Genomic DNA, 22,216 nt, shown 5'->3' with positions numbered 1-22,216 from the left:
TTCAGGAAGCGGCGGCCAGAACCTCGTCGAGAATGATCGCGGCCTTGGCGTCGTCGGTGTTTTCGGCGAGCGCGAGCTCACCCACCAGGATCTGCCGCGCCTTAGCCAGCATCCGCTTCTCGCCCGCGGACAGGCCGCGCTCCTGGTCCCTGCGCCACAGGTCACGAACGACCTCGGCGACCTTGTTGACGTCGCCTGAGGCCAGCTTCTCGAGATTGGCCTTGTACCGACGCGACCAGTTGGTCGGCTCTTCGGTATGCGGAGCGCGAAGCACCTGGAACACCTTGTCCAGACCCTCCTGCCCGACAACGTCGCGCACCCCGACATATTCGGCGTTTTCTGCAGGTACTCGAACGGTCAGGTCCCCCTGGGCAACCTTCAAGACGAGATATTCTTTCTGCTCGCCTTTGATGGTCCGGGTTTCGATCGCCTCGATCAACGCAGCACCGTGGTGTGGATAGACAACGGTGTCTCCGACCTTAAAAATCATCAGTTTCGAGCCCCTTTCACGACTCAATGTTAACACGAGGCCCAGCAGGGTGCGGATCAACTGTGCAGGTCAGGGGCATCGCACGTGAAGACTAGGGGTTGACAGGGTGACGAATCCATGCAGTCTGAGCCCCCTTTTGGTGCGGGTTTGCCGGGGTGGGGCGGCGCCTTTTCGACCGCCGAAAGGTAGCTGTCGCGGGTCCGTCACGCGGCTTTGCAAACCCGTACGGATCCCGGTCAGCCCTCGGCTACCGCGCGCTACCCCCACCTACTACTGTGCATAGTCGAATGACAGCGATCGTCCATCCGGTCGCACCCCGGCGGAGCAGGAGATCACAGTGAACCGCTTCAAGTTGCGCACCCCCGATGCTCCCCGCGTCGGCATCGTCGCCGCCGCCGGTTTGGCCGCCGTGGTCGCACTGAGTGGCTGCGGGGCGGGACAGCTCTCTCAGACCGCCGTGCAGCAACCGGCGGTCAACGGCACCACAACGAATGTCGGACAGATCTCGGTGCGCAACATCCACGTACGGGCGGCACAGTCGACCGACTACGTCGAGGCCGGCCGTGACGTGGAGTTGCTGTTCGTCGCCGTGAACGGGTCGCCGGACACCAACGACAAGCTGGTCTCCGTGACCTCCGACATCGGCACCGTGACGCTCACCGGTAAGACCGACATCCCGCCGAACGGCGTGCTCGCGGTCGGCGAGCCCGACGGCCAGATCGCGCCGCTGGAGTCCGCCGAGACCGCGGATGCCGCCGAGGCCAGGATCAGTCTGACCAAATCGATCACCAACGGCCTCACCTACAACTTCACGTTCGACTTCGAGAACGCCGGCGAGGCAACCGTTTCGGTGCCGATTTCCGCGGGCGAGTCGCCGCGGCGCGAAGCCGCCGTCGAGGCCGGCGAGGAAACCGGTGGCCACGAGGGCGGTCACTGACCGCAAGAAGTCTTCGACACCGAACCCGGCGGCGACACGGGCCGTCAGCGTGAGGGTTCTGTCGGCCGGGGCGGATACGGTCACGGCGTGGCCAAAGCGCGTTCGCAGTACCGCTGCTCGGAATGCCACCACGTCACCGCCAAATGGGTCGGCCGCTGCGCGGATTGCGGCACCTGGGGCACGGTCGAAGAGGTCGCGGTGCTGGCCGCGGTGAGTGGTGGGTCGGCGCGCCGCGCGGTGGCTCCCACGTCGCCCGCGGTGCCCATCACGGCCATCGATCCGGGGACCACCCGGCACTTCCGCACCGGCGTCAGCGAGTTGGACCGGGTGCTGGGCGGTGGGCTGGTTCCGGGTTCGGTGACGCTGCTGGCGGGCGATCCCGGCGTCGGCAAATCGACCCTGTTGCTCGAGGTCGCGCACCGCTGGGCGAAGGAGGGCAGGCGCGCGCTCTATCTGTCCGGCGAGGAGTCGGCCGGGCAGATCAGACTGCGCGCCGAACGCACGGGCTGTACACACGACGAGGTCTATCTGGCCGCCGAGTCGGATCTGCAGATCGCGCTCGGCCACATCGACGAGGTCCGGCCCAGCCTTGTGGTGGTGGACTCGGTGCAGACCATGTCGACCACCGAGGTGGACGGCGTCTCCGGAGGGGTCACGCAGGTGCGGGCGGTCACGAGCGCGCTCACCATGGCCGCCAAATCGTCGGGTGTCGCGATGCTCCTGGTCGGCCACGTCACCAAGGACGGCGCGATCGCAGGCCCGCGCTCGCTGGAGCACCTCGTCGACGTGGTGCTGCATTTCGAGGGTGACCGCAACACGTCCCTTCGGATGGTCCGCGGCATCAAGAACCGCTTCGGCGCCGCCGACGAGGTGGGCTGTTTCCTTCTGCACGACAACGGGATCGAATGCGTTTCCGATCCGTCGGGGTTGTTCCTCGACCAGCGGCCCACGCCGGTGTCCGGTACCGCGGTGACCGTCACCCTCGACGGCAAGCGCCCGCTCATCGGCGAGGTGCAGGCGTTGATCGGTTCGCCGGCCAGCGGATCGCCACGGCGGGCGGTCAGCGGCATCGACTCGTCACGCGCCGCGATGATCACCGCCGTGCTGGAGAAGCGGGCCAAACTCCCCATCGGGATCAATGACATCTACCTGTCCACCGTCGGCGGCATGCGGCTGACCGACCCGTCATCGGACCTTGCCGTGGCGCTGGCGATCGCCTCGGCCTGCACCGATCTGCCGATGCCGGCGAACGCGGTCGCCATCGGCGAAGTGGGGCTGGCCGGTGATCTGCGCCGGGTCAGCGGGATGGACCGCAGGCTCGCCGAGGCGGCCCGGCTCGGCTTCGACCGCGCCGTCGTGCCGCCGGGAGTGACGGCCGTGCCCGCCGGCTTGCGCGCGATTCCTGCCGACAACATCAATTCGGCATTGCAGGTGCTCAGGGACATCAGCAAAAATTTGCGACAATAGCGGCCGATCCGAGGAGAACACATGGCCGTGAAGTCGGGTACCAGGTCGAGCCGCAGCGTCGTACAGCTCGCCCGTCCGACCCTGCGTGAGACCATCGCGCGACTGGCCCCGGGAACCGCGCTGCGCGACGGGCTGGAACGCATCCTGCGCGGCCGCACCGGCGCCCTGATCGTGATCGGCTACGACGAGAGCGTCGAGACGATCTGCGACGGCGGCTTCTCGCTGGACGTCCGTTACGCCCCGACAAGGCTGCGAGAGCTGTCGAAGATGGACGGCGCCGTCGTCCTGTCCAGCGACGGCGCTCACATCCTGCGGGCCAACGTCCAGCTGGTGCCCGACCCGTCGATACCCACCGAGGAGTCCGGCACCCGGCACCGCTCGGCCGAGCGCACCGCCATCCAGACCGGATATCCGGTGATCTCGGTGAGCCACTCGATGAGCATCGTCACGGTTTACGTCGCAGGCGAGCGGCACGTGATCCCGGACTCGGCGACCATCCTGTCGCGGGCCAACCAGACGATCGACACCCTCGAGCGCTACAAGACCCGGCTCGATGAGGTCAGCAGGCAGCTGTCCACGGCCGAGATCGAGGACTTCGTGACGCTGCGCGACGTGATGACCGTGGTGCAGCGGCTGGAGATGGTGCGGCGCATCAGCCTGGAGATCGACTCCGACGTCGTGGAACTGGGCACCAACGGGCGCCAGCTCAAACTGCAGCTGGAGGAGCTGGTGGGCGACAACGACACCGAACGCGAGCTGATCGTGCGTGACTACCACGCCAACCCCGACCCGCCGACCGCCGCACAGGTGACCGCCACCCTCGAGGAGCTGGACGGTCTCTCGGACAACGAGTTGCTCGACTTCACCACGCTGGCAAGGGTTTTCGGATACCCGTCGACGGCAGAGGCGCAGGATTCGGCGATGAGCTCGCGGGGTTACCGGGCGATGGCCGGCATTCCGCGGTTGCAGTTCGCCCACGTCGACCTGTTGGTCCGCTCCTTCGGGTCGCTGCAGGGCCTGCTGGCCGCCAGCGCGAACGATCTGCAGTCGGTGGAAGGCATCGGCTCGATGTGGGCACGCCACATCAGAGAAGGCCTGTCACAGCTGGCCGAATCGACGATCGCCGACCGGCTCGCCTGAATCAGTTACCCGCCGGTCCTGGCACCGTGGGAGGCACACCGTCGGTAGGCGGCACCTCCTGGTTTTGCGCCTGTTCGGCAAGGATGAACGGAACCGTGGCCGACCGCAGATTGCCCAGCTGGACCACCAGGTTGTAGGTGCCGGGCCCGATCGGCTGGCGAGGCAGCGGACATTGCGGCGCCGACCCCATCCCCGTCCAGGTCACCTCCGTCGTCACCTGCTCACCCGGCTGGAACGTCTTGACCAGCGTCTCGTTCGACGGCGCGCAGTCCAGATTGGACCACAGGCGGTTGTTGTCCAGCGAGTAGACGTAGGCGGCGAGCACCGCCGCGCCGACGTCCCGCTGGCAGGCGACCAGGCCGATATTGGTGACGACCATGGTGAACTTCGGCTGATCGCCGACCACATACTGCGGCTCGTTGGTGATGCCCTTGACCGCCAGCGTGGAATCCGGGCAGTCGTCGCCCTCCTTGAGCACCGGTGGCGGCATGACGGCCGCGGTCGGGGTCGGTGTCGGCGGCGGGGCCTGCTGCGCAGGGGGCATCACCGGCGTCTTGACCTCGGGGTTCTCCCCGGGAAGCGGAGTCGGCGCGGCCGCCGGGGTCGGGCCCGGCTTGTCCGCGTTCTTGGTCTCGGAGCCTGTTACGTTCATGACGACCACCACCACGACGGCGGCGATCACGCCGATCACGAGTACCGCTATGCCCAGCGCCAACGCCCTGCGGCGCCGGTAAATCTGCTGTGGTAGCGGGCCATGCGGTTCTAGATCCAGCACAGGCCCACGGTAAGGCCAGGTCACGCCCAGTCGTCCGAGGTGACTCGGCGTGTCGCCGGCTAGCTTTCGCCGATATCTCCCAGATGACCCCGCAACACCACCCTGCCGTCGGCCAGGTGATACGTCACGCCGGCGATCGCCACGGTGCCGGCGTCGAGTCGTTCGGCGATCGCCGTCGAGCGCATACGCAGCGCAGCAGTGGTTTCGCTGACGTGCCGCGCCTCGAACTCGTCGACCCGGGTCAAGCCGTCGCGGCGGCCGAGCAGAATCGACGGCGTCACCCGCTCCACCAGGTCGCGAACATAACCGTCGGGCACCAAGCCGTCGTCGATGGCCGACAGCGTCGCTTTGACAGCGCCACAGCTGTCATGGCCGAGCACCACGATCAGCGGGACATTGAGCACGGTGACCGCGTACTCGATCGAACCGAGCACAGCCGAGTCGATGACATGTCCGGCCGTCCTGACCACGAACATGTCGCCGAGGCCCTGGTCGAAGATGATCTCCGCAGCAACCCGGCTGTCCGCGCAGCCGAACACCACCGCCGTGGGCTTCTGCGCATCGGCGAGGCTGGCGCGGTGCTCGATGCTCTGGCTGGGATGGTCGGGCTTGCCCTCGACAAAGCGCTGGTTACCCTCCTTGAGTGATTTCCAGGCGGTCACGGGGCTGGTGTTGGGCATGGCCGATATTCTGCACCAGCGAGGGCTCATGATTGATTCACGTCTGTTATCGCAGTGGTACGAACGCGAACAGCGCGACCTGCCATGGCGCAGGCCCGGCGTCAGCGCGTGGCAGATTCTCGTCAGCGAATTCATGTTGCAGCAGACGCCGGTGGTGCGAGTCGAACCGATCTGGCGGGACTGGGTGGCACGCTGGCCCACCCCGTCGGCGATGGCGGCGGCCGGTGCGGCCGACGTGCTGCGCGCCTGGGGCAAGCTGGGCTATCCGCGACGGGCCAAGCGGCTTCACGAATGCGCGACCGTGATCGCCGCCGAGCATGGCGACGAGGTGCCGTCGGATGTCGACATCCTGTTGACGCTGCCGGGCGTCGGCGCCTACACCGCGCGGGCCGTCGCCTGCTTCGCGTATCGGCAGCGGGTGCCGGTCGTCGACACCAATGTGCGGCGAGTGGTCGCGCGGGTGGTGCACGGCCGGGCGGACGCGGCCGCTTCGTCCTCTCCGCGCGACCTGGCCGACGTCGAGACGCTACTTCCCGATGCGGTTGAGGCGCCGCTGTTTTCGGTGGCCCTGATGGAGCTCGGAGCGACGGTGTGCACGGCGCGGGCACCGCGGTGCGGACTCTGCCCGTTGAGCGTGTGCGCATGGCGGTCGAACGGATATCCGGCGGGCAGCACCACGGCTCGACGCGTGCAACGCTACGCAGGAACCGACCGCCAGGTCCGCGGACGTCTGCTTGACGTGTTGCGCGGCAACGACTCTCCGGTCACCCGCGCCGAACTCGACGTCGCGTGGCGCAGCGATACGGCGCAGCGGGACCGCGCACTGGACTCGCTGCTGGTCGACGGGCTGGTTGAGCAGACCAGGGACGGCCGATTCGCGCTCACCGGGGAGGGCGACTGAACTAACGGAGGGCGACGGATTCGTCGCGATGTTCACAGCCCGAGCCTCGAGTCGGCAGCCGTGCGGGCGAAGTCCAAGGGGCGGGCGCCGACCGGGTCGGCGTAACCCCGCTTGCTACCTCCAGGTGACAAGCAAAGGGGTTCAGCCATGAACAAATTCATCATCGGCGCGATCGCCGCCGACATCCTCGCCTTCGCAGCGGTCGGGCTGTCGAACCCCGCGCAGGCCGCCCCGACCGGCGGCACGTCAGCCGCGGACACCGTCAAAGCTCTACAGGACATGGGATATTCCGTCCAGATCAACGGAAGCGTGAGCAGACCACTGGCCCAGTGCGATGTCACCGGCGTGCACGGGCTGTTGGACACCGATGCGACGGACGGCCGGATCGACCCGACGGTGTTCAGCACCGCCTACGTCGACGTCGCCTGTCCCGGCAGCGACGACTAGCGCGCTAAGCCGTTGCGGCGCAGTCCGGATCGCTGCTGCACGAGAACCGACGCCGGTAATCGGACGGCGTCACACCGATCATGCGCCGGAAATGGTGGCGCAACAGCGTCGCCGTGCCGAAGCCGGAACGGTCGGCGATCCGGTCGATGTCGAGATCGGTCTCTTCGAGCAGGCGCCGCGCGTAGAGCACCCGCTGGTCGGTCACCCACTGCATCGGTGTGCGACCGGTCTCCTCGACGAATCGGCGGGCGAAGGTGCGCGCGGACATGTGGGCCCGGGTGGCCAGCGTGGCTACCGTGTGCGGCTTGTGGAGATTGCCCAGAATCCAGTCCAGATGAGGGGCGAACCCCTCGGAACACCGCACCGGGATCGGTTGATCGATGTACTGACGCTGTCCGCCCTCACGCTGGGGCGGTACCACCATCCGACGCGCGATCTTGTTGGTGACCTCGCTGCCCAGCTCGCGACGGACCAGATGCAGGCAGGCATCGATACCCGCCGCGGTGCCCGCGCTGGTGATCAGATTTCCGTCGTCGACGAACAACACGTTCCGATCGACCTTGGCGGTCGGATACATCCGGGCGAGGTCGTCGGCGTGCATCCAGTGGGTGGTGCACGGCCTGCCGTCGAGCAGGCCCGCGGCACCGGCCACGAACGCACCCGAGCACACCGTCAGGATGATCGACCCGGCCTCCGCGGCCGCCCGTACCGCCTTGAGCGCCTCGGGCAGGTAGCCCCCGTTCTGGCTGGCGATCGCCGGGATCGCGACCAAGTCCGCACCGATCAGGTGATCGAGTCCATGCTCCGGAGTGATCATGGCGCCGACCGACGTCCGCAGGGGTTTCCCCGGTTCGGGCCCGCACACCTTGAAGTCGAAGTTGGGGACGCCGTCCGCCGACCGGTCGATTCCGAAGACCTCGCAGATGACCCCGAACTCGAAAACCGCCAGACCGTCCAACACCAGCGCCGACACGCTCTTCAATGGCATGGCAGCATTTTATCCCAAGGTGGCCTTTCTGCCACTGTTGGCTGGATTTTTACCGGCGGAGCATTACTGCCATGACCACTGCACTGACCTTCCTCATCCTGATAGCACCCTTCGCGGTGGCCGCGGCGCTCAGCTGGGCGGCCCATCGCTCAGACTCGCTGCGCATCCGGTTCGACCAGTTCCGGTGGTCGGCGCCGATGATGGGCCGACTGTTCGAAGACGACCGCGACGGGTTCCGCGTCGCGCACGACGTGGACGCAGTTCGCACCCGCTTCGAGCAGCATCCGACGTGGCCCGCTTCAGGTGCGCTGGGCGAGCGTCGCTAGAAACGCTTGGACCGCTTGCTGATAGGCGTGCGGCGCCTCGTCGTGAACCAGATGGCCGGCGCCGGGTACGTGTAAATACGTTGCCCGGTAGCCGGTTTCATTCATTTTGCGCATCTGGCCGGCCGGCGTGACGGAGTTGCCCGCCTCGATGAGCAGCGCGGGCACGGCCGCCGCCTTCCACTGTTGCCAATAGGCCCGGGTGCCCCACTCGGCGGCGATCTCGATCCATTCGGCGGCGCGGCCGTGCAGCCGCCACCCCGTCGCCGTCCGGTCGAAGGCATCAAGGAAGTAGCGCCCCGCGATCGGTCCGAATTCGTCGTAAACCTGCTGCGCCGAATCGAATTCGACAGGCAGCTGGTGCAACCACGGCTCCCAGGGGCCGGTGGTGCGGCCGCGGAAGTCCGGCGCCATGTCCTCGACCACGAGGGCACTGACGAGATCCGGCCGCGCCGCGGCCAGGCACCACGAGTGAAGGGCGCCCATCGAGTGCCCGATCATGATCGCCGGACGTTTCAGCGCCACCACGGCGTCACCCAGGTCGGAGACGAACCGCTCGGTGCTGATCGGAAACGGGTCGGCCACATCACGGCCGCGATGCCACGGCGCGTCGTAGGTGAACACCTCGCCCAACCGGGTCAACCACGGCAGTTGCCGCGACCAGGTGCTTCCGCGACCCATCAGACCGTGCACCAGCACGAGCGGCGCACCATCGCCGCCCCGGCGGGTGAGCAGGTCGGCGGCCATAACGGCGCACGGTAACCTGGACGCCATGTCCACCCCAAACGCCGTGGTGAAGATCAACGCAATCGAGGTCCCGCCCGACGCCGGTCCGGAACTGGAAAAGCGGTTCGCGAACCGTGCACACGCCGTCGACAGTCAGCCCGGCTTCCTGGGATTTCAACTGCTGCGCCCGGTCAAGGGCGAGGACCGCTACTTCGTCGTGACGCAATGGGAGTCCGAAGAGGCATTCCAGGCATGGGCGACGGGGCCGGCAGTCGAGGCGCACGCGGGCCAGCGCGCCAACCCAGTCGCCACAGGCGCGTCACTGCTGGAGTTCGAGGTTGTGCTGGACGTTGCGGGGACCGACACCGACGCGTAACGCAGGCCGGGCACGACGCGGCGCGACGACGCTGACGCTCGCGGTCCTTCTGGTCGTCGCCCTTGCCTGCGGGTGCGCACACACCGGCCCTGCGCCGGCCGACGCCGCATACGGCGTCCCCATCGAGATCAACACTCCCCAGGGGCTGCGGGCCAAGCAGACCATGGACATGCTCAACTCCGACTGGCCGATCGGGACGGTCGGAGTACGCACCATGGCCGCTCCCGACCAGGTCAACCCCATCACCACGGCCATGGGCAACCTGTGGTGGGACCGTCCGATCACGGTCTCGAGCCTGAGCATCGGGGCCGGGAGCGCCACCCTGCATGTGTTGACGTCGTATGGGGCGGCACAGGACATCGAACTTCGCACGAACGACGCGGGCCTGGTGGACCGCTTCAAGGTGTCTCTGCAGCCCCCGGTGATCAGGCAGTGGTCGGACATCGACACCGAACTGACCAAGTCGGGGGCGCGCTATTCGTATCAGGTGTCGAAGGTGAACGACGGCAAGTGTTCGCTTGTGGCCGGCACCAACACCGACCTGTCGCTCCCCCTGGCATCGATCTTCAAACTGTATGTGCTGCTCGCGGTTGCCGATGCGGTCAAAAACGGAACGTTGAACTGGGACGATCCTCTCACCATCACCGCCCAGGCCAAGGCCGTCGGGTCGGCGGGCCTGGACGAACTCCCGCCGGGCTCCCAGATACCGGTGCGCGAGGCCGCTCAGCAGATGATCTCGGCCAGCGACAACATGGCCACCGACCTGCTGATCGGGCGCCTGGGGCCCAGCGCCGTCGAGCGCGCACTGGTGGCGGCCGGCCATCACGACCCGGCGAGCATGACCCCGTTCCCGACCATGCACGAGTTGTTCTCGGTGGGCTGGGGTGAGCCGGATCTGCGCGAGCAGTGGAAGAAGGCCACCCCGCAAGGCCGTGCACAGCTGTTGCAGCAGACCAATTCCCGGCCCTATGAACCGGATCCGACCCGCACCAACACGCCGGCGTCCGGATACGGGGCCGAATGGTATGGCAGCGCCGCCGACATCTGCCGCGTGCATGCTGCGCTGCAGGCCGCCGCCGTCGGCAAGGCCGGGCCGGTCAAGCAGATCCTCTCCGCGATCCCGGGTATCGACCTGGACAAGTCGAAGTGGTCCTACATCGGCGCCAAGGGCGGAAACCTGCCGGGCGACTTGACCTTCAGCTGGTATGCGGTCGACCACACGGGCCAGCCGTGGGTGGTCAGCTTCCAGTTGAACTGGCCGCAGTTCCGCAGCCCCACCGCGGCGGGTTGGCTGCTGTCGATCGTGCGTCAGGCGTTCGACTTGGTGCCGATCGCCTGATCGCCGACGCTGCGGGGAACCCTGGCGTGGCCGCCGCTGGGTAGAAAAGCCTTGATCGTGGTTCCGCCGCCCGGCGGGCTGATGACGTCGATCGATCCGCCCAACGCTTCGATCCTGTCCCGCAGCCCCACCAACCCGGAGCCCCCGCGCCGGGGGTCGACCCCGCCGACACCGTCATCACGGACGCACAGCTGGATCTGGTCACCGTGCTCGTCGAGTGAGACCTTCACCGTCGACGCTGCGGCATGCTTGGCGACATTCGTAAGCGCTTCACTGACAACGTAATACGCCGCGATCTCCGACGAGGGTTCATACCGGCCGACGCATCCGACATGGAGCTCGACCGGAATGGGGCAGCGCCGAGCCAGGCTTCGCAGAGCGAGACCGAGGCCGCCCCGCGAGAGCACCGTCGGGTGAAGTCCGCGTGAGATTTCCCGGAGGTCATTCAACGACTCCGCGAGCTCGTTGATGGCCCGTTCGAGCTCGCCTCGGATGGCCGGCAGTTCGTGCGGCACATCATCCAGGGTGGCCCGAAGGTTGAGCGCCAGTGCGACGAGCCGTTGCTGGGCGCCATCGTGCAGGTTCCGCTCGAAGCGGCGGCGCGATTCATCCGCGGCGGCCACCACCCGCGCGCGGGACGCCGCGAGCTCTGCCGAGCTGTCCGCATTGGCGACGGCGGTGGCCACCAGTTCGGTGAAGTCCCCGATCCTCGACTCGGTATCCGCCGGGAAGGGGCTGGCGTTCTTGGTCGACGCGGCGATCACGCCCCAGAGTTGTCCGGCCACCATGATGGGACAACCCACCGACGAGCGAATGCCGATCTCTTGCGCCTCTTTGGCGATGTCACCGGCCGCGCCGGTGAAGCTGTCGACGCGTACTGGCTTTCCACCGGCGTACACGTCGCGCGCGATGCTGGGCCCGACCAGCTCGAACCTCGTGCCGACGGACAGTTGCACGGGCACCCGGCTCCACGCGGCGATGCCGGTCACCGAGCCGTCTTCCTCGTACCGCTCCATCCGGGCGAGATCCGCGCCGCATAACACACCCACTTCACGGGTGACCGCGGTGAACACCTCCGGCGGCGGCGCCGACTGGGCGACCAGCGTGGCGATCCGCCGCAGCGCGGCCTGCTGCTCGGACAGCCTCGCCGACTCGAGCGCCGCTTTCCGTAGGCGGGCTGTCAGGCGGCCCACCACGACCGCCGTCACGAGATACGCCACCGAGCCGATCAGGATGGACGGGTCGTCGAAGCGTGCGAGCGGGTGGATGAACAGCCAGTTGATGACGACAGTGCTCAACATGGCCGTGACCACGGCGACCACAGTCCCCCACACAATGGCGACGCCCATCACCACCAGCACGTACAGCACCAGCAGATACGGCAGCGGAACACGGGGATGGGCGAGCATGATCGCGCCGCTCACCAGGGCTACCGCGGACGCGCTGACAACCACTCCACACCAGCGGCGACGCAGGGTTGCGCTCAATGCGCGCTGTGCCATCTCGTAACCAGCCGTTTCCTACGCTCAGCTATGCGCCGCGTACCTCAAGGGTGCGCCATCGCAGCGCCGATGCGAAACGCGGATTTATCATCGCCTCCATCATCTCCTCTGATCGGCCGGTCGCTACAGGTTCGATCTCAACGTCCAGGCGTGCCCGCGGAAATGCATCACCGTACGACTCACCGGCGCGATATCTATGCGCCAGAACGACTTGGGCGGGGCGTCAAGCGCCACCAGGATCGCGGCACGGATCACCGCCGGGTGCGTGACGGCGACCAGGCGGGTACGGCGGCTGGTCAAGGAATCCATCCACCCGCGCACCCGGTCGACCAGGTCGACCACCGACTCGCCACCGTGCGGCGCCCGCGACGGGTCGGTCAGCCAGATCGCCAGGTCGGCGGACCCGACCCCGCCCAGCACATCGCCACGCCAGCGGCCATAGTCCAGGTCGGCCAGCCGCGCCTCGATGCCGGCGTGCAGCCCCAGCAACTCGGCGGTCTGCCTGGCCCGCTTCTCGGGTCCGCAGTAGGCGCGCTCGGTGATGCCGAGGTCGATGGAGGCGTCGACCTGCCGATGTCCCAGGGCGTTGAGCGGTTCGTCGGTGGGGAACCGTCCGGCTGCCATCGCGTCCGTCATCGCATGGGATACGAACGTCAGCCGGACGACCTCACTCACTCGCGCTCGCCTTCGGGATTCACGCCTCGACTCCCCCTCGCTCCGGTCCGCGCTCGTCCCTCGCTGCGATCCTCACTCGCGCTCGCCTTCGGGACTCACGCAGGTACTACGTCCCGCCGCTTCTGGTCGAGCAGGCGCGATGCCAGTACCGCGAACACCAGCCCGATGGTCGCCCACATGACCACCTGCGTGCCCAGTGAGAAGAGCCGGAACTGGTAGAGGTCATCGGCGGGGAAGCCCTCGTAGACGATGTTGCCGGCGTCATCGCGCAGCGGACCCGGGGTTTCGTCGATCGTCGGCAGGACGAGCATGACCACCGCGACGGCGACGACATAGGAGCCGGCCGCCGCCAGCGTCGCGTTCCATGCGCCCCACCGCCGGACCAGGTGACGTCCGAGATATACGGCACCGACGAACAACGCGGCCGACAGCACCACCATCAGCAGATACAGCAGCGTGCGCTGCCGGATCGTCTCTTCCAGGCTGACGGCGGGCGGGTTGGCGGGGTACTTGAGCGCGGGAACGACGTACAGACTCAGCAGCATGCCGCCGGCCACATAACACGACAGCAGTCGTGTCGAGACACTGCCGACACGGCCGTAGCTCACCGCGAACACCACAGCGAACAGCGCGCCCATCGCGACGCCGAACGCCAGCACTCCGAATCCCATGCCGATATTGGCCTGGACGCCCCGGGTGAACACCTCGGCGTGCTCATGGCTGTGGCCGCCATGCATGGCCTCGTGCGCGGCGCCGGCGCCGTCCTCGAAGCCGATCGCCCGACCGATGACGGGTTCGACGAGGATCCGCGCGAACACGAACGCCAGCACCCCGGCCAGGGCGCCGGCAACGAGGCCGCGCCCGATGATCTGTTTTTCCATTGTGCTGGCTGCTCCCGTGCGTCAGTGGCAGGGGAAACCGAGCAGGTGGCGGGCGTCGTGCACGAACTCGTGCACGTAGGTGTTGTTGCCGAAGACCGACGTTGCGCCCTGGTCCATTCCGACGAAGTACAGCACGAGCAACGCCAGGAATGCCGTCAGCGACAACCACATCGCCGCCTTTGCCGCCGAAATGTCGACTGCCGGTGCGGCGATTTTCTTCACCTCAGGTGAGGTCATTGTCGGTTCCTTTCGGGGATTTCGCGTCCCGGTTTCCAAGGTGACGACGGGTGTCGGGTCTGACTTTGCACAGTGGCGCGACCGTTCTGGATTTCCACCAGATTCCTTCGCCCGTCGATTACATCAGCATCCTAACCGTCTGGTCCAGAGTCCACGACGGGCTGGGCCAACCCCCTCTGACCAGGGAAACGCAAAGGCCCCCGAAATCAATGGCGATTTCGGGGGCCTTTACGTGTGGTCGGGTGTCAGTCGGTTGCCGCCGCGCTGGGGGCGCCCGCCGCACCGGCCTGCGCCAGATCCGGCTCGGCCACCTTGGCCGGCTTCTTGCTCCCGACGAACGTGAACACCGCGTCCTCGCCGGAGCCTTCGCCGTCCCAGTTGTCGACGTCGACCGTCACGAGCTGGCCGGGTCCGACCTCCTCGAAGAGGATCTTCTCGCTCAGCGCGTCCTCGATCTCCCGCTGGATGGTGCGGCGCAGCGGCCGCGCGCCCAGCACGGGGTCGAATCCGCGCTTGGCCAGCAGGGACTTGGCCTTGTCGGTCAGCTCCATGGCCATGTCCTTGCCCTTGAGCTGCTTCTCCACCCGGCCGATCATCAGGTCGACCATCCGGATGATCTCCTCGCGGGTCAGCTGGTGGAAGACGATGATGTCGTCGATGCGGTTGAGGAACTCCGGGCGGAAGTGCTTCTTCAGCTCGTCGTTGACCTTCTGCTTCATCCGCTCGTAGTTGTTCTCGCCACCGCCCTGGGTGAAGCCCAGGCCGACCGCCTTGGAGATATCGGACGTGCCGAGGTTCGACGTGAAGATCAGCACGGTGTTCTTGAAGTCCACCGTGCGGCCCTGACCGTCGGTCAGGCGGCCGTCCTCGAGGACCTGCAACAGGCTGTTGTAGATCTCCTGGTGGGCCTTCTCGATCTCGTCGAAGAGCACGACCGAGAACGGCTTGCGGCGCACCTTCTCGGTGAGCTGGCCGCCCTCTTCGTAGCCGACGTAGCCCGGAGGGGCACCGAACAGCCGCGACGCGGTGAAGCGGTCGTGGAACTCGCCCATGTCGATCTGGATGAGCGCGTCGTCGTCACCGAACAGGAAGTTGGCCAGCGCCTTGGACAGCTCGGTCTTACCGACACCGGACGGGCCGGCGAAGATGAAGGAGCCGGATGGGCGCTTCGGGTCCTTCAGCCCGGCACGGGTGCGGCGGATGGCCTTGGAGACTGCCCGGACCGCATCCTCCTGGCCGATGATGCGCTTGTGCAGCTCATCTTCCATGCGCAGCAGCCGAGTCGTCTCCTCCTCGGTCAGCTTGAACACGGGGATCCCGGTCCAGTTGCCCAGCACCTCGGCGATCTGCTCGTCGTCGACCTCGGCGACCACATCGAGATCGCCCGAGCGCCACTGCTTCTCACGCTCAGCACGCTGAGCGACGAGCTGCTTCTCGCGGTCTCGCAGGTTGGCTGCCTTCTCGAAGTCCTGCGCATCGATCGCGGACTCCTTCTCGCGACGGGCCTCGGCGATCTTCTCGTCGAACTCGCGCAGGTCCGGCGGCGCCGTCATCCGGCGGATCCGCATCCGCGCACCGGCCTCGTCGATCAGGTCGATCGCCTTGTCCGGCAGGAACCGGTCGTTGATGTAGCGGTCGGCCAGCGTGGCTGCGGCCACCATCGCGCCGTCGGTGATCGAGACACGGTGATGCGCCTCGTACCGGTCGCGCAGACCCTTGAGGATCTCGATGGTGTGCTCGACCGTCGGCTCGCCGACCTGAACCGGCTGGAACCGGCGCTCGAGGGCGGCGTCCTTCTCGATGTACTTGCGGTACTCGTCGAGCGTGGTGGCGCCGATGGTCTGCAGTTCGCCGCGGGCCAGTTTCGGCTTCAGGATCGAAGCGGCGTCGATCGCGCCCTCGGCGGCACCCGCACCCACGAGCGTGTGCAGCTCGTCGATGAACAGGATGATGTCGCCGCGGGTGTTGATCTCCTTGAGCACCTTCTTGAGGCGTTCCTCGAAGTCACCGCGGTAGCGGCTGCCCGCCACCAGCGAACCGAGGTCGAGCGTGTAGAGCTGCTTGTCCTTCAGGGTCTCCGGGACCTCGCCGTGCACGATCGCCTGTGCGAGACCCTCCACGACGGCGGTCTTGCCGACGCCGGGCTCGCCGATCAGCACCGGGTTGTTCTTGGTGCGCCGGCTCAGCACCTGCATGACCCGCTCGATTTCCTTCTCGCGGCCGATGACGGGGTCGAGCTTTCCCTCCATCGCAGCGGCGGTCAGGTTGCGGCCGAACTGGTCCAGCACCAGCGACGTCGACGGGTTGCCCGCCTCGCCACCGCGACCACCCGTTCCGGCCTCCGCGGTCTCCTTGCCCTGGTATCCGCTCAGCAGCTGGATGACCTGCTGACGCACCCGGGTCAGCTCGGCGCCGAGCTTCACCAGCACCTGAGCTGCCACGCCTTCACCCTCACGGATCAGCCCGAGCAGAATGTGCTCGGTGCCGATGTAGTTGTGGCCGAGCTGCAGCGCTTCGCGCAGGGACAGCTCCAGCACCTTCTTGGCGCGCGGGGTGAAGGGAATGTGACCGGACGGCGCCTGCTGGCCCTGGCCGATGATCTCCTCGACCTGGCTGCGCACGCCTTCCAGCGAGATGCCCAGCGATTCCAGTGACTTGGCGGCTACGCCTTCACCCTCATGAATAAGTCCCAACAGGATGTGCTCGGTGCCGATGTAGTTGTGGTTGAGCATCCGGGCCTCTTCTTGCGCCAGGACGACGACTCTGCGGGCACGGTCGGTAAATCTCTCGAACATCGGTGTTACCTGCTCTCCATCACATAGGTCGGTGCCCTCGCGCGCGAACGCGCCGACCACCTGCCGTCCACTCTAATGGGCGGTAGCCCGGGATGCCCCGCTTGGCGGTCCGTTACGCCAAGACGTCAGGACTGGTCTTCAGGGAGGACGAAGTAAGCCGACCGCCCTCTACCCGGTGCTTCATTGAGCAACGCCGGGAGGGCGCCAAACGTTTCCGGGTCCGGCCAACGGCCGGTTCGCCGCTAGCGAACGGTCCGCCGGCGTTGTGCGGGAGGCAGTGTGCTGGCAACGCCCGGTTACGTTGCCGCGTGGAACGCGTCGATGACGTCTGCGGGGATGCGGCCGCGGGTGGAGACATTATGGCCATTGCGTCGCGCCCACTCGCGGATGGCGGCGCTCTGTTCCCGATCGATGGCCGCGCGCCCCCGGCCCGATCCCGCCGAGCGTCCGCGCCGGCGCCCGCCGACCCGACGGCCGGCGTCCACCCATTGCTTCAGATCGTTTCGAAGCTTTGAGGCATTCTTGGAAGAAAGATCGATCTCATAGCTCACCCCGTCGAGCCCGAATTCGACCGTCTCGTCAGCGGCGCCTTCGCCGTCAAAATCGTCGACCAACGTGACGGTCACCTTTTTGGCCATTTGCGTCTCACTGCCCTTCCGCCGGACCACTACATGAGTAGTTAAGATCTCGAACCCCGGCACCAATGTGCCATAAAGACGCAATCCATTCAACAAGTTCGCAATAGCAGCAGTTCAGTTGCTGTGACGACGAACAATCGGAAACAAAACGGTCTCTCTAATCGACAGACCCGTCAATGCCATCAACAACCTATCGATGCCCATTCCGGTCCCCGTCGTCGGCGGCATCGCATACTCCAATGCAGTAAGAAAATCTTCGTCGAGCGCCATTGCCTCGTCATCACCGGCGGCGGCGGCCCGGGCCTGGGCCTCGAACCTTTCGCGTTGGATAACAGGGTCGATCAGCTCGGAGTAGCCCGTCGCCAACTCGATGTGCCGGACGTACAGATCCCACTTTTCGGTGACCCCGGGAATGCTCCGGTGTTCGCGGGTGAGCGGCGTCGTCTCGACGGGGAAATCACGGACGAAGGTGGGGGCCCACAGGCTGTCTCCGACGGTGTGCTCCCACAGTTCCTCGACCAATTTGCCGTGGCCGTAGCCGCGATCACGCGGAATCTCCACACCGAGCCGGTCGGAGATCTGCCACAACCGATCGGCGGTCGTCTCTGGCGTGATCTCTTCCCCGAGGGCTGCAGAGAGTGACGGATACATTTGTATCGACTCCCATTCACCGTCCAGATCGTAGACAGTGCCATCGGGCAATGGCACCCTCCTCGTCCCGATCGCTTCGTCGGCGACCTCTTGAATAATCTCGCGGGTAACGACGGCCGAATCGTCGTAGGTGCCGTACGCCTGATATGTCTCGAGCATCGCAAATTCTGGAGAATGTGTGGAATCCGCACCTTCGTTTCGGAACACGCGATTCAACTCGAAGACTCTGTCGAAACCGCCCACCAAGCAACGCTTTAGGAACAGTTCGGGCGCGATGCGCAGGTACAGGTCGGCGTCGAGAGCATTGGAGTGCGTTACGAACGGGCGGGCGGCAGCGCCGCCCGCGAGTGTCTGCAAAATTGGCGTTTCGACCTCGAGAAAGCCGCGGCGCTCCAACGCGGACCGCACGGCGCGCACGACCGCCACGCGTTGACGAGCGATGGTGCGGGCCTCCGGACGGACGATCAGATCGACATAGCGTTGCCGGACTCTGGACTCTTCGCTCATCTCTTTGTGAGCCACGGGCAGGGGCCGCAGGGCCTTCGAAACAATTTGCCAGGAATCGGCAAGCACAGACAGCTCGCCTCGACGCGAACTGATCACCTCACCGTGGGCGAAGACGATGTCACCCAGGTCGACGTCGGCCTTCCACGCGTCGAGTGAGTTCGGACCGACGCGATCGAGGCTGATCATCACCTGCAGATGGCTGCCGTCACCCTCCTGGAGCGTGGCGAAGCACAGCTTTCCCGAGTTCCGGGCAAACATCACGCGGCCCGCGACGCCGACGATCAATCCGGTCTCGCTGTTGGCGGCGAGATCCGGGTAAGTCTGCCGGATCTCGGCAAGGGTGTGCGTGCGGGCAACCTCGACGGGATACGGCTCGCGGCCCTCGGACAACAGCCGTGCGCGCTTGGCCTGCCGGATCCGGAACTGCTCGGGTACCTCGGCTTCGGGCGAGTCAGGTGACGTCACGACGTGCCAGCTTAAATGAACTCATGACGGCGCCCATCAACGCGGCCGCGGTGACCTTACTTGCGGATGGGCCGCTGGATTGGCGATCGAGGGGTTGCCCCGCGTTTGCGGCGCGAGCGCACCACCGCTTCGGGAGAGCTGACCCCCGCGGGGCAGCTACGGGCTCAGGTGCCGCCGCACCGTCTTCGGATGAGCGGTGCCCGGCCCCGGCCGTGGTACACCGATGCGACCTGGCGGCGGATGAACCGCCTCATCAGCCCCGGCGCGAGGCGCTGCGCGAGCCAGGCCAGTCGAACAAGAAGGCCGGGGATGATCAGCGGATCGCCGCGGTCGATGCCGTCGATGACTTCGCGGGTCACCTCGTCGATTCCCATCACCGGAACGCTTGGGTCAATGCACAGTTTTCCGGTGTCCGGTAGGTGTTGAGTTTCATCGACCAATGGTGAGTCGAATTCGGCCGGGCACACCAACTGGACGACGGCATCTATGCGGCCCGCTTCGGCGATCTCGTCGATGGCGGCCCAATGCCGTGCACAGCCAGCCGGATGCATCCGTGGCGTGGTGAACTAGCGGGCCTGCTTGAGCTGGCCGCGCTGGCTGTCGCGATTACGCTCGAACACCAAGCGCAGGCCGTCGAGGGTCAGATGCCGATCGTAGTGCTCGACGGTGCGCAGATCCGGCAGCACCAGCGGTGCGGTGTGACCCGTGGCCACGACCGCGACGTCGTCGCCACCGAACCCGTCGACGTCTTCACGGATGCGGTTGACCAGGCCGTCAACCAAACCGGCGAATCCGAACACAGCACCGGCCTGCATGCATTCGACCGTGTTCTTGCCGACGACCGAACGGGGCCGGGTCAGTTCGACGCGGCGCAACGCCGCCGACCGGGCCGCCGCAGCGTCGGAAGACACCTGCACACCCGGAGCAATCGCACCGCCGAGGAACTGGCCCTTGGCCGAGACCACGTCGACGCAGATCGAGGAGCCGAAGTCGACGACGATTGCGGCGCCACCGAATCGGTGAAAAGCCGATAGGCAGTTGATGATTCGGTCCGCTCCGACTTCTTTGGGGTTGTCGACGAGCAGGGGGATGCCGGTGCGCACTCCCGGTTCGATCAGCACGTGCGGCACTGACGGCCAGTACTGCTCCAACATCAGCCGGACCTCGTGCAGCACCGAGGGCACCGTCGACAGCCCCGCCGCACCGGTGAGGCGCTCGGCGTCGTCACCGATCAGACCGTCGATGGTGAGCGCCAGCTCGTCGGAGGTCACTTCACTTTCGGTGCGAATCCGCCAGTGCTGCACCACTTTGGCGTGGTCGCCACTGCCCGAGATCAAGCCGACAACGGTGTGGGTGTTGCGGACGTCGATTGCCAGAAGCACGTCGTCAATTCCTCCAGGGCAATTCGTGGGTCTCGTCCGATCCGACCCGCGGATGCCCGTCGATGCCGGCGCTCGCTCCGATGTCGATCGCGATGTTGTCCAGCAGCCTGGTGGTGCCCAAGCGGGCGGCGATCAGCATTCGGGCCACTCCCTCGGCCGGCGGCGGCCCCAACAGCGGGTCGCGCACTTCCAGGTAATCGACGTCGATGGCGGGTACCTCGTCGAGCACCGCGCGAGCGGCGTCCAGTGCCGCCGGCGTGCCACCCGACGCGGCGTACATGCCGGCCAGCAGTGCGGCCGAGAGTGCGCCGGCTTGTTCGCGGTCGACGTCGTCGAGGTACCGGTTGCGCGAGGACATCGCCAGCCCGTCGAGTTCGCGCACAATCGGCACGCCGACGATCGCAACATCGACGTTGAGGTCGGCGACCATCTGCCGGATCAGGACGAGTTGTTGGTAGTCCTTCTCGCCGAAGAACGCCCGGTCGGGTGCGACGATGTTCAGCAGCTTGAGCACGACCGTCAGCACTCCGGCGAAATGCGTTGGTCGCGAAGCACCTTCGAGTTCCGCGCCAAGCGGACCGGGTTGCACGGTGGTGCGGCGGGTGCCGTCCGGATACATGTCGGCGGCGGTGGGAGTGAACGCGATCTCGACGCCTTCGGCACGCAGCGTTTCCAGGTCGTCGGCGAGCGGGCGCGGGTAGGCGTCGAGGTCTTCGTTGGCGCCGAATTGCAGCGGGTTGACGAATATCGACACCACGACGACGGCGCCCTGGACCCGTTTGGCGGCCCGGACCAACGTCAGGTGGCCGTCGTGCAGGGCGCCCATCGTCGGCACCAGCATCACGCGGCGGCCGGTGGCCCGCAACGCCCGGGTGACGTCCGAGACATCGCGCGGAGCCGAGTACACATTGAGGTCGCCGGGGGTGAATCTGGCCGGTTTGCGGGCGGTCATTTCTGTCCGTTCGGATCGGAGAACACCGCGAAGACCTCGTCGGGCGCGTGCGCGCGTTGCGCGGTGCGCAGTGAGTTCGTTCGATAGGCCTGCGCGAGTTCGGGATTGACCTCTGTGAGTGCCTGCAGATGACCGGCCACCGCGGCGGCGTCACCGCGCGCCACCGGCCCGGTCAGGGCGGCCTGTCCACGTTGCAGCGCATTCTCCAGTGATGCCCGCGCCAGCGGCGCGATGACCCGTTCGGCGATGCCGCCCGGTGCGTCGCCGACCAGCTCCTGGCCCAGCAGCTCCTGACCCCACAGCGCGGCGCGCAGCGCCTCGACGGCGTCGAGCACGACGGTGACGACGTGGTTGCCGGCATGCGCCAGCGCGGCGTGATACAGCGGACGGGCGTCCTCGCGGACGCGGAACGGCTCGCCGCCGATCTCGAGTACCAGCGACTGGGCGATCGCGTAGCCCACCTCGTCGGCGGCGGTGACGCCGAAACACGTTTCGGCCAGCCGCTCGATGTCCTCATCGGAGCCGTTGAACGTCATCGCGGGATGGATGGCCAGCGGAATGCAGCCCTGCTCGGTGAGTGGAGCCAGCACGCCGATTCCGTTTGCGCCCGAGGTATGCGCGACGATCGTGCCCGGCCGCACGGCCGCCGTCGCCGCCAGCCCGGACACCAGACTGGCGAGTTCGGCGTCGGGAACGGCAAGCAGCAGCAGTTCGGCGCGGCCCGCCACCCCGTCCACCGGGAGCACCGCGCTGTCCGGCAGGCGGCGCTGTGCACGTTCCCGGGACGCGTGCGAGATGGCGCTGCAGGCCACCACCAGGTGTTCGGCGCGCTCCAGTGCGACGCCCAGCGCTGTGCCCACCCGACCAGCGGAGATGATGCCGATCGTGAGCCGCGCCGGGCGCAGTCCGTCTATCTGCTCCACCGCAGATGACCTCGCAAGT

24 protein-coding genes are annotated in these 22,216 nt (G+C 66.8%); 8 read left to right on the top strand and 16 right to left on the bottom strand.

The window, feature by feature from the left end:
• Nucleotide 1: 1 nt before the first annotated feature.
• Nucleotides 2-490 carry an RNA polymerase-binding transcription factor CarD gene (gene carD, locus ACVWWN_RS08560; RefSeq protein ID WP_015309632.1) on the bottom strand — a complete coding sequence of 163 codons (489 nt, stop codon included), beginning with the start codon at nucleotides 488-490 and terminating at the stop codon, nucleotides 2-4.
• Between the two features lie 337 nt (nucleotides 491-827).
• Here carD and ACVWWN_RS08555 point away from each other — a divergent pair, with 337 nt between their 5' ends.
• The 3 genes from ACVWWN_RS08555 to disA all read left to right on the top strand — a co-directional run bounded on the left by ACVWWN_RS08555 (nucleotide 828) and on the right by disA (nucleotide 4,034).
• Nucleotides 828-1,427 (top strand): hypothetical protein, encoded by a 600-nt coding sequence (locus ACVWWN_RS08555; protein WP_457143504.1) that lies wholly within the window; start codon nucleotides 828-830, stop codon nucleotides 1,425-1,427.
• Nucleotides 1,428-1,514: 87 nt separating this feature from the next.
• Entirely contained in the window at nucleotides 1,515-2,894 is a 1,380-nt protein-coding gene (gene radA / locus ACVWWN_RS08550; RefSeq protein ID WP_457143503.1) for a DNA repair protein RadA, read from the top strand.
• Between the two features lie 21 nt (nucleotides 2,895-2,915).
• On the top strand, nucleotides 2,916-4,034 hold the full coding sequence (disA, locus tag ACVWWN_RS08545; protein ID WP_457143502.1) for a DNA integrity scanning diadenylate cyclase DisA: 1,119 nt from the start codon (nucleotides 2,916-2,918) through the stop codon (nucleotides 4,032-4,034).
• 1 nt (nucleotide 4,035) lies between these two features.
• Here the strand turns inward: disA and ACVWWN_RS08540 are convergent, their stop codons facing one another.
• Both ACVWWN_RS08540 and ACVWWN_RS08535 read right to left on the bottom strand, forming a co-directional pair.
• Entirely contained in the window at nucleotides 4,036-4,809 is a 774-nt protein-coding gene (locus ACVWWN_RS08540) for a hypothetical protein (protein WP_457143501.1), read from the bottom strand.
• 59 nt (nucleotides 4,810-4,868) lie between these two features.
• Nucleotides 4,869-5,489 carry a carbonic anhydrase gene (locus tag ACVWWN_RS08535; RefSeq protein ID WP_457143500.1) on the bottom strand — a complete coding sequence of 207 codons (621 nt, stop codon included), beginning with the start codon at nucleotides 5,487-5,489 and terminating at the stop codon, nucleotides 4,869-4,871.
• Between ACVWWN_RS08535 and ACVWWN_RS08530 the strand changes: the two genes are divergently transcribed.
• Both ACVWWN_RS08530 and ACVWWN_RS08525 read left to right on the top strand, forming a co-directional pair.
• Complete coding sequence (locus ACVWWN_RS08530; RefSeq protein WP_457143499.1) at nucleotides 5,488-6,390, top strand: A/G-specific adenine glycosylase; 903 nt, start codon at nucleotides 5,488-5,490, stop codon at nucleotides 6,388-6,390. The two genes, ACVWWN_RS08535 and ACVWWN_RS08530, sit on opposite strands and share 2 nt — an antisense overlap.
• A 147-nt stretch (nucleotides 6,391-6,537) precedes the next feature.
• Nucleotides 6,538-6,837, top strand: a complete 300-nt coding sequence (locus ACVWWN_RS08525) for a hypothetical protein (protein WP_457143498.1) — start codon at nucleotides 6,538-6,540, stop codon at nucleotides 6,835-6,837.
• 4 nt (nucleotides 6,838-6,841) lie between these two features.
• Here ACVWWN_RS08525 and ACVWWN_RS08520 read toward each other — a convergent pair whose 3' ends face one another.
• Nucleotides 6,842-7,825 (bottom strand): GlxA family transcriptional regulator, encoded by a 984-nt coding sequence (locus ACVWWN_RS08520; RefSeq protein ID WP_457143497.1) that lies wholly within the window; start codon nucleotides 7,823-7,825, stop codon nucleotides 6,842-6,844.
• Nucleotides 7,826-7,896: 71 nt separating this feature from the next.
• Between ACVWWN_RS08520 and ACVWWN_RS08515 the strand changes: the two genes are divergently transcribed.
• The gene (locus ACVWWN_RS08515; RefSeq protein WP_457143496.1) at nucleotides 7,897-8,151 is read left to right on the top strand and encodes a hypothetical protein; all 255 of its coding nucleotides are present in this window, start codon (nucleotides 7,897-7,899) and stop codon (nucleotides 8,149-8,151) included.
• Here the strand turns inward: ACVWWN_RS08515 and ACVWWN_RS08510 are convergent.
• Nucleotides 8,125-8,895: an alpha/beta fold hydrolase gene (locus ACVWWN_RS08510; RefSeq protein WP_457143495.1), complete on the bottom strand. Its 771-nt coding sequence runs from the start codon at nucleotides 8,893-8,895 to the stop codon at nucleotides 8,125-8,127. The two genes, ACVWWN_RS08515 and ACVWWN_RS08510, sit on opposite strands and share 27 nt — an antisense overlap.
• 25 nt (nucleotides 8,896-8,920) lie before the next feature.
• On the opposite strand from ACVWWN_RS08510, the gene mhuD reads away from it, so the two are divergent.
• Together mhuD and ACVWWN_RS08500 are read left to right on the top strand one after the other, a co-directional pair.
• Nucleotides 8,921-9,250, top strand: coding sequence for a mycobilin-forming heme oxygenase MhuD (gene mhuD / locus ACVWWN_RS08505; RefSeq protein ID WP_457143494.1), 330 nt, complete (start codon nucleotides 8,921-8,923; stop codon nucleotides 9,248-9,250).
• Nucleotides 9,225-10,589: a serine hydrolase gene (locus tag ACVWWN_RS08500; protein WP_457143493.1), complete on the top strand. Its 1,365-nt coding sequence runs from the start codon at nucleotides 9,225-9,227 to the stop codon at nucleotides 10,587-10,589. The genes mhuD and ACVWWN_RS08500 overlap by 26 nt, the downstream gene beginning before the upstream one ends.
• Here the strand turns inward: ACVWWN_RS08500 and ACVWWN_RS08495 are convergent.
• From ACVWWN_RS08495 to ACVWWN_RS08445, 11 genes are all read right to left on the bottom strand, one after another.
• The gene (locus ACVWWN_RS08495) at nucleotides 10,559-12,091 is read right to left on the bottom strand and encodes a DUF4118 domain-containing protein (protein ID WP_457143492.1); all 1,533 of its coding nucleotides are present in this window, start codon (nucleotides 12,089-12,091) and stop codon (nucleotides 10,559-10,561) included. The two genes, ACVWWN_RS08500 and ACVWWN_RS08495, sit on opposite strands and share 31 nt — an antisense overlap.
• Before the next feature lie 123 nt (nucleotides 12,092-12,214).
• The gene (locus ACVWWN_RS08490; protein WP_457143491.1) at nucleotides 12,215-12,766 is read right to left on the bottom strand and encodes a histidine phosphatase family protein; all 552 of its coding nucleotides are present in this window, start codon (nucleotides 12,764-12,766) and stop codon (nucleotides 12,215-12,217) included.
• A gap of 95 nt (nucleotides 12,767-12,861) precedes the next feature.
• Complete coding sequence (locus ACVWWN_RS08485; RefSeq protein WP_457143490.1) at nucleotides 12,862-13,647, bottom strand: CbtA family protein; 786 nt, start codon at nucleotides 13,645-13,647, stop codon at nucleotides 12,862-12,864.
• A 21-nt stretch (nucleotides 13,648-13,668) separates the two neighbouring features.
• Nucleotides 13,669-13,884: a CbtB domain-containing protein gene (locus ACVWWN_RS08480; protein WP_457143489.1), complete on the bottom strand. Its 216-nt coding sequence runs from the start codon at nucleotides 13,882-13,884 to the stop codon at nucleotides 13,669-13,671.
• Nucleotides 13,885-14,129: 245 nt separating this feature from the next.
• A complete protein-coding gene (clpC1, locus tag ACVWWN_RS08475) occupies nucleotides 14,130-16,679 on the bottom strand; it encodes an ATP-dependent protease ATP-binding subunit ClpC (protein ID WP_457143488.1) in 2,550 nt (849 codons plus the stop codon).
• 296 nt (nucleotides 16,680-16,975) lie between these two features.
• Nucleotides 16,976-17,317, bottom strand: coding sequence for a histone-like nucleoid-structuring protein Lsr2 (lsr2, locus tag ACVWWN_RS08470; protein ID WP_407771578.1), 342 nt, complete (start codon nucleotides 17,315-17,317; stop codon nucleotides 16,976-16,978).
• 114 nt (nucleotides 17,318-17,431) lie between these two features.
• A complete protein-coding gene (gene lysS, locus ACVWWN_RS08465; RefSeq protein ID WP_457143487.1) occupies nucleotides 17,432-18,940 on the bottom strand; it encodes a lysine--tRNA ligase in 1,509 nt (502 codons plus the stop codon).
• A 164-nt stretch (nucleotides 18,941-19,104) separates the two neighbouring features.
• The gene (locus ACVWWN_RS08460; RefSeq protein WP_457143486.1) at nucleotides 19,105-19,491 is read right to left on the bottom strand and encodes a hypothetical protein; all 387 of its coding nucleotides are present in this window, start codon (nucleotides 19,489-19,491) and stop codon (nucleotides 19,105-19,107) included.
• A 15-nt stretch (nucleotides 19,492-19,506) separates the two neighbouring features.
• Nucleotides 19,507-20,322: a type III pantothenate kinase gene (locus tag ACVWWN_RS08455; RefSeq protein ID WP_457143485.1), complete on the bottom strand. Its 816-nt coding sequence runs from the start codon at nucleotides 20,320-20,322 to the stop codon at nucleotides 19,507-19,509.
• 4 nt (nucleotides 20,323-20,326) lie between these two features.
• On the bottom strand, nucleotides 20,327-21,274 hold the full coding sequence (gene panC / locus ACVWWN_RS08450; RefSeq protein ID WP_457143484.1) for a pantoate--beta-alanine ligase: 948 nt from the start codon (nucleotides 21,272-21,274) through the stop codon (nucleotides 20,327-20,329).
• Nucleotides 21,271-22,197, bottom strand: coding sequence for a Rossmann-like and DUF2520 domain-containing protein (locus ACVWWN_RS08445; RefSeq protein WP_457143483.1), 927 nt, complete (start codon nucleotides 22,195-22,197; stop codon nucleotides 21,271-21,273). Before ACVWWN_RS08445 ends, panC begins: the two co-directional genes overlap by 4 nt.
• Nucleotides 22,198-22,216: the final 19 nt, after the last annotated feature.

It is taken from the genome of Mycobacterium sp. URHB0021, assembly GCF_054057895.1.
This window is presented reverse-complemented; position numbering and strand designations above follow the sequence as displayed.

Bases quoted from the DNA above. Each gene is read 5' to 3' on its own strand.
- carD (WP_015309632.1), bottom strand. From the start codon at position 490: ATGATTTTTAAGGTCGGAGACACCGTTGTCTATCCACACCACGGTGCT.
- disA (WP_457143502.1), top strand. From the start codon at position 2,916: ATGGCCGTGAAGTCGGGTACCAGGTCGAGCCGCAGCGTCGTACAGCTC.
- ACVWWN_RS08530 (WP_457143499.1), top strand. From the start codon at position 5,488: ATGGCCGATATTCTGCACCAGCGAGGGCTCATGATTGATTCACGTCTG.
- ACVWWN_RS08535 (WP_457143500.1), bottom strand. From the start codon at position 5,489: ATGCCCAACACCAGCCCCGTGACCGCCTGGAAATCACTCAAGGAGGGT.
- ACVWWN_RS08525 (WP_457143498.1), top strand. From the start codon at position 6,538: ATGAACAAATTCATCATCGGCGCGATCGCCGCCGACATCCTCGCCTTC.
- ACVWWN_RS08520 (WP_457143497.1), bottom strand. From the start codon at position 7,825: ATGCCATTGAAGAGCGTGTCGGCGCTGGTGTTGGACGGTCTGGCGGTT.
- ACVWWN_RS08515 (WP_457143496.1), top strand. From the start codon at position 7,897: ATGACCACTGCACTGACCTTCCTCATCCTGATAGCACCCTTCGCGGTG.
- ACVWWN_RS08510 (WP_457143495.1), bottom strand. From the start codon at position 8,895: ATGGCCGCCGACCTGCTCACCCGCCGGGGCGGCGATGGTGCGCCGCTC.
- mhuD (WP_457143494.1), top strand. From the start codon at position 8,921: ATGTCCACCCCAAACGCCGTGGTGAAGATCAACGCAATCGAGGTCCCG.
- ACVWWN_RS08495 (WP_457143492.1), bottom strand. From the start codon at position 12,091: ATGGCACAGCGCGCATTGAGCGCAACCCTGCGTCGCCGCTGGTGTGGA.
- ACVWWN_RS08485 (WP_457143490.1), bottom strand. From the start codon at position 13,647: ATGGAAAAACAGATCATCGGGCGCGGCCTCGTTGCCGGCGCCCTGGCC.
- ACVWWN_RS08480 (WP_457143489.1), bottom strand. From the start codon at position 13,884: ATGACCTCACCTGAGGTGAAGAAAATCGCCGCACCGGCAGTCGACATT.
- clpC1 (WP_457143488.1), bottom strand. From the start codon at position 16,679: ATGTTCGAGAGATTTACCGACCGTGCCCGCAGAGTCGTCGTCCTGGCG.
- lsr2 (WP_407771578.1), bottom strand. From the start codon at position 17,317: ATGGCCAAAAAGGTGACCGTCACGTTGGTCGACGATTTTGACGGCGAA.
- ACVWWN_RS08460 (WP_457143486.1), bottom strand. From the start codon at position 19,491: ATGCATCCGGCTGGCTGTGCACGGCATTGGGCCGCCATCGACGAGATC.
- panC (WP_457143484.1), bottom strand. From the start codon at position 21,274: ATGACCGCCCGCAAACCGGCCAGATTCACCCCCGGCGACCTCAATGTG.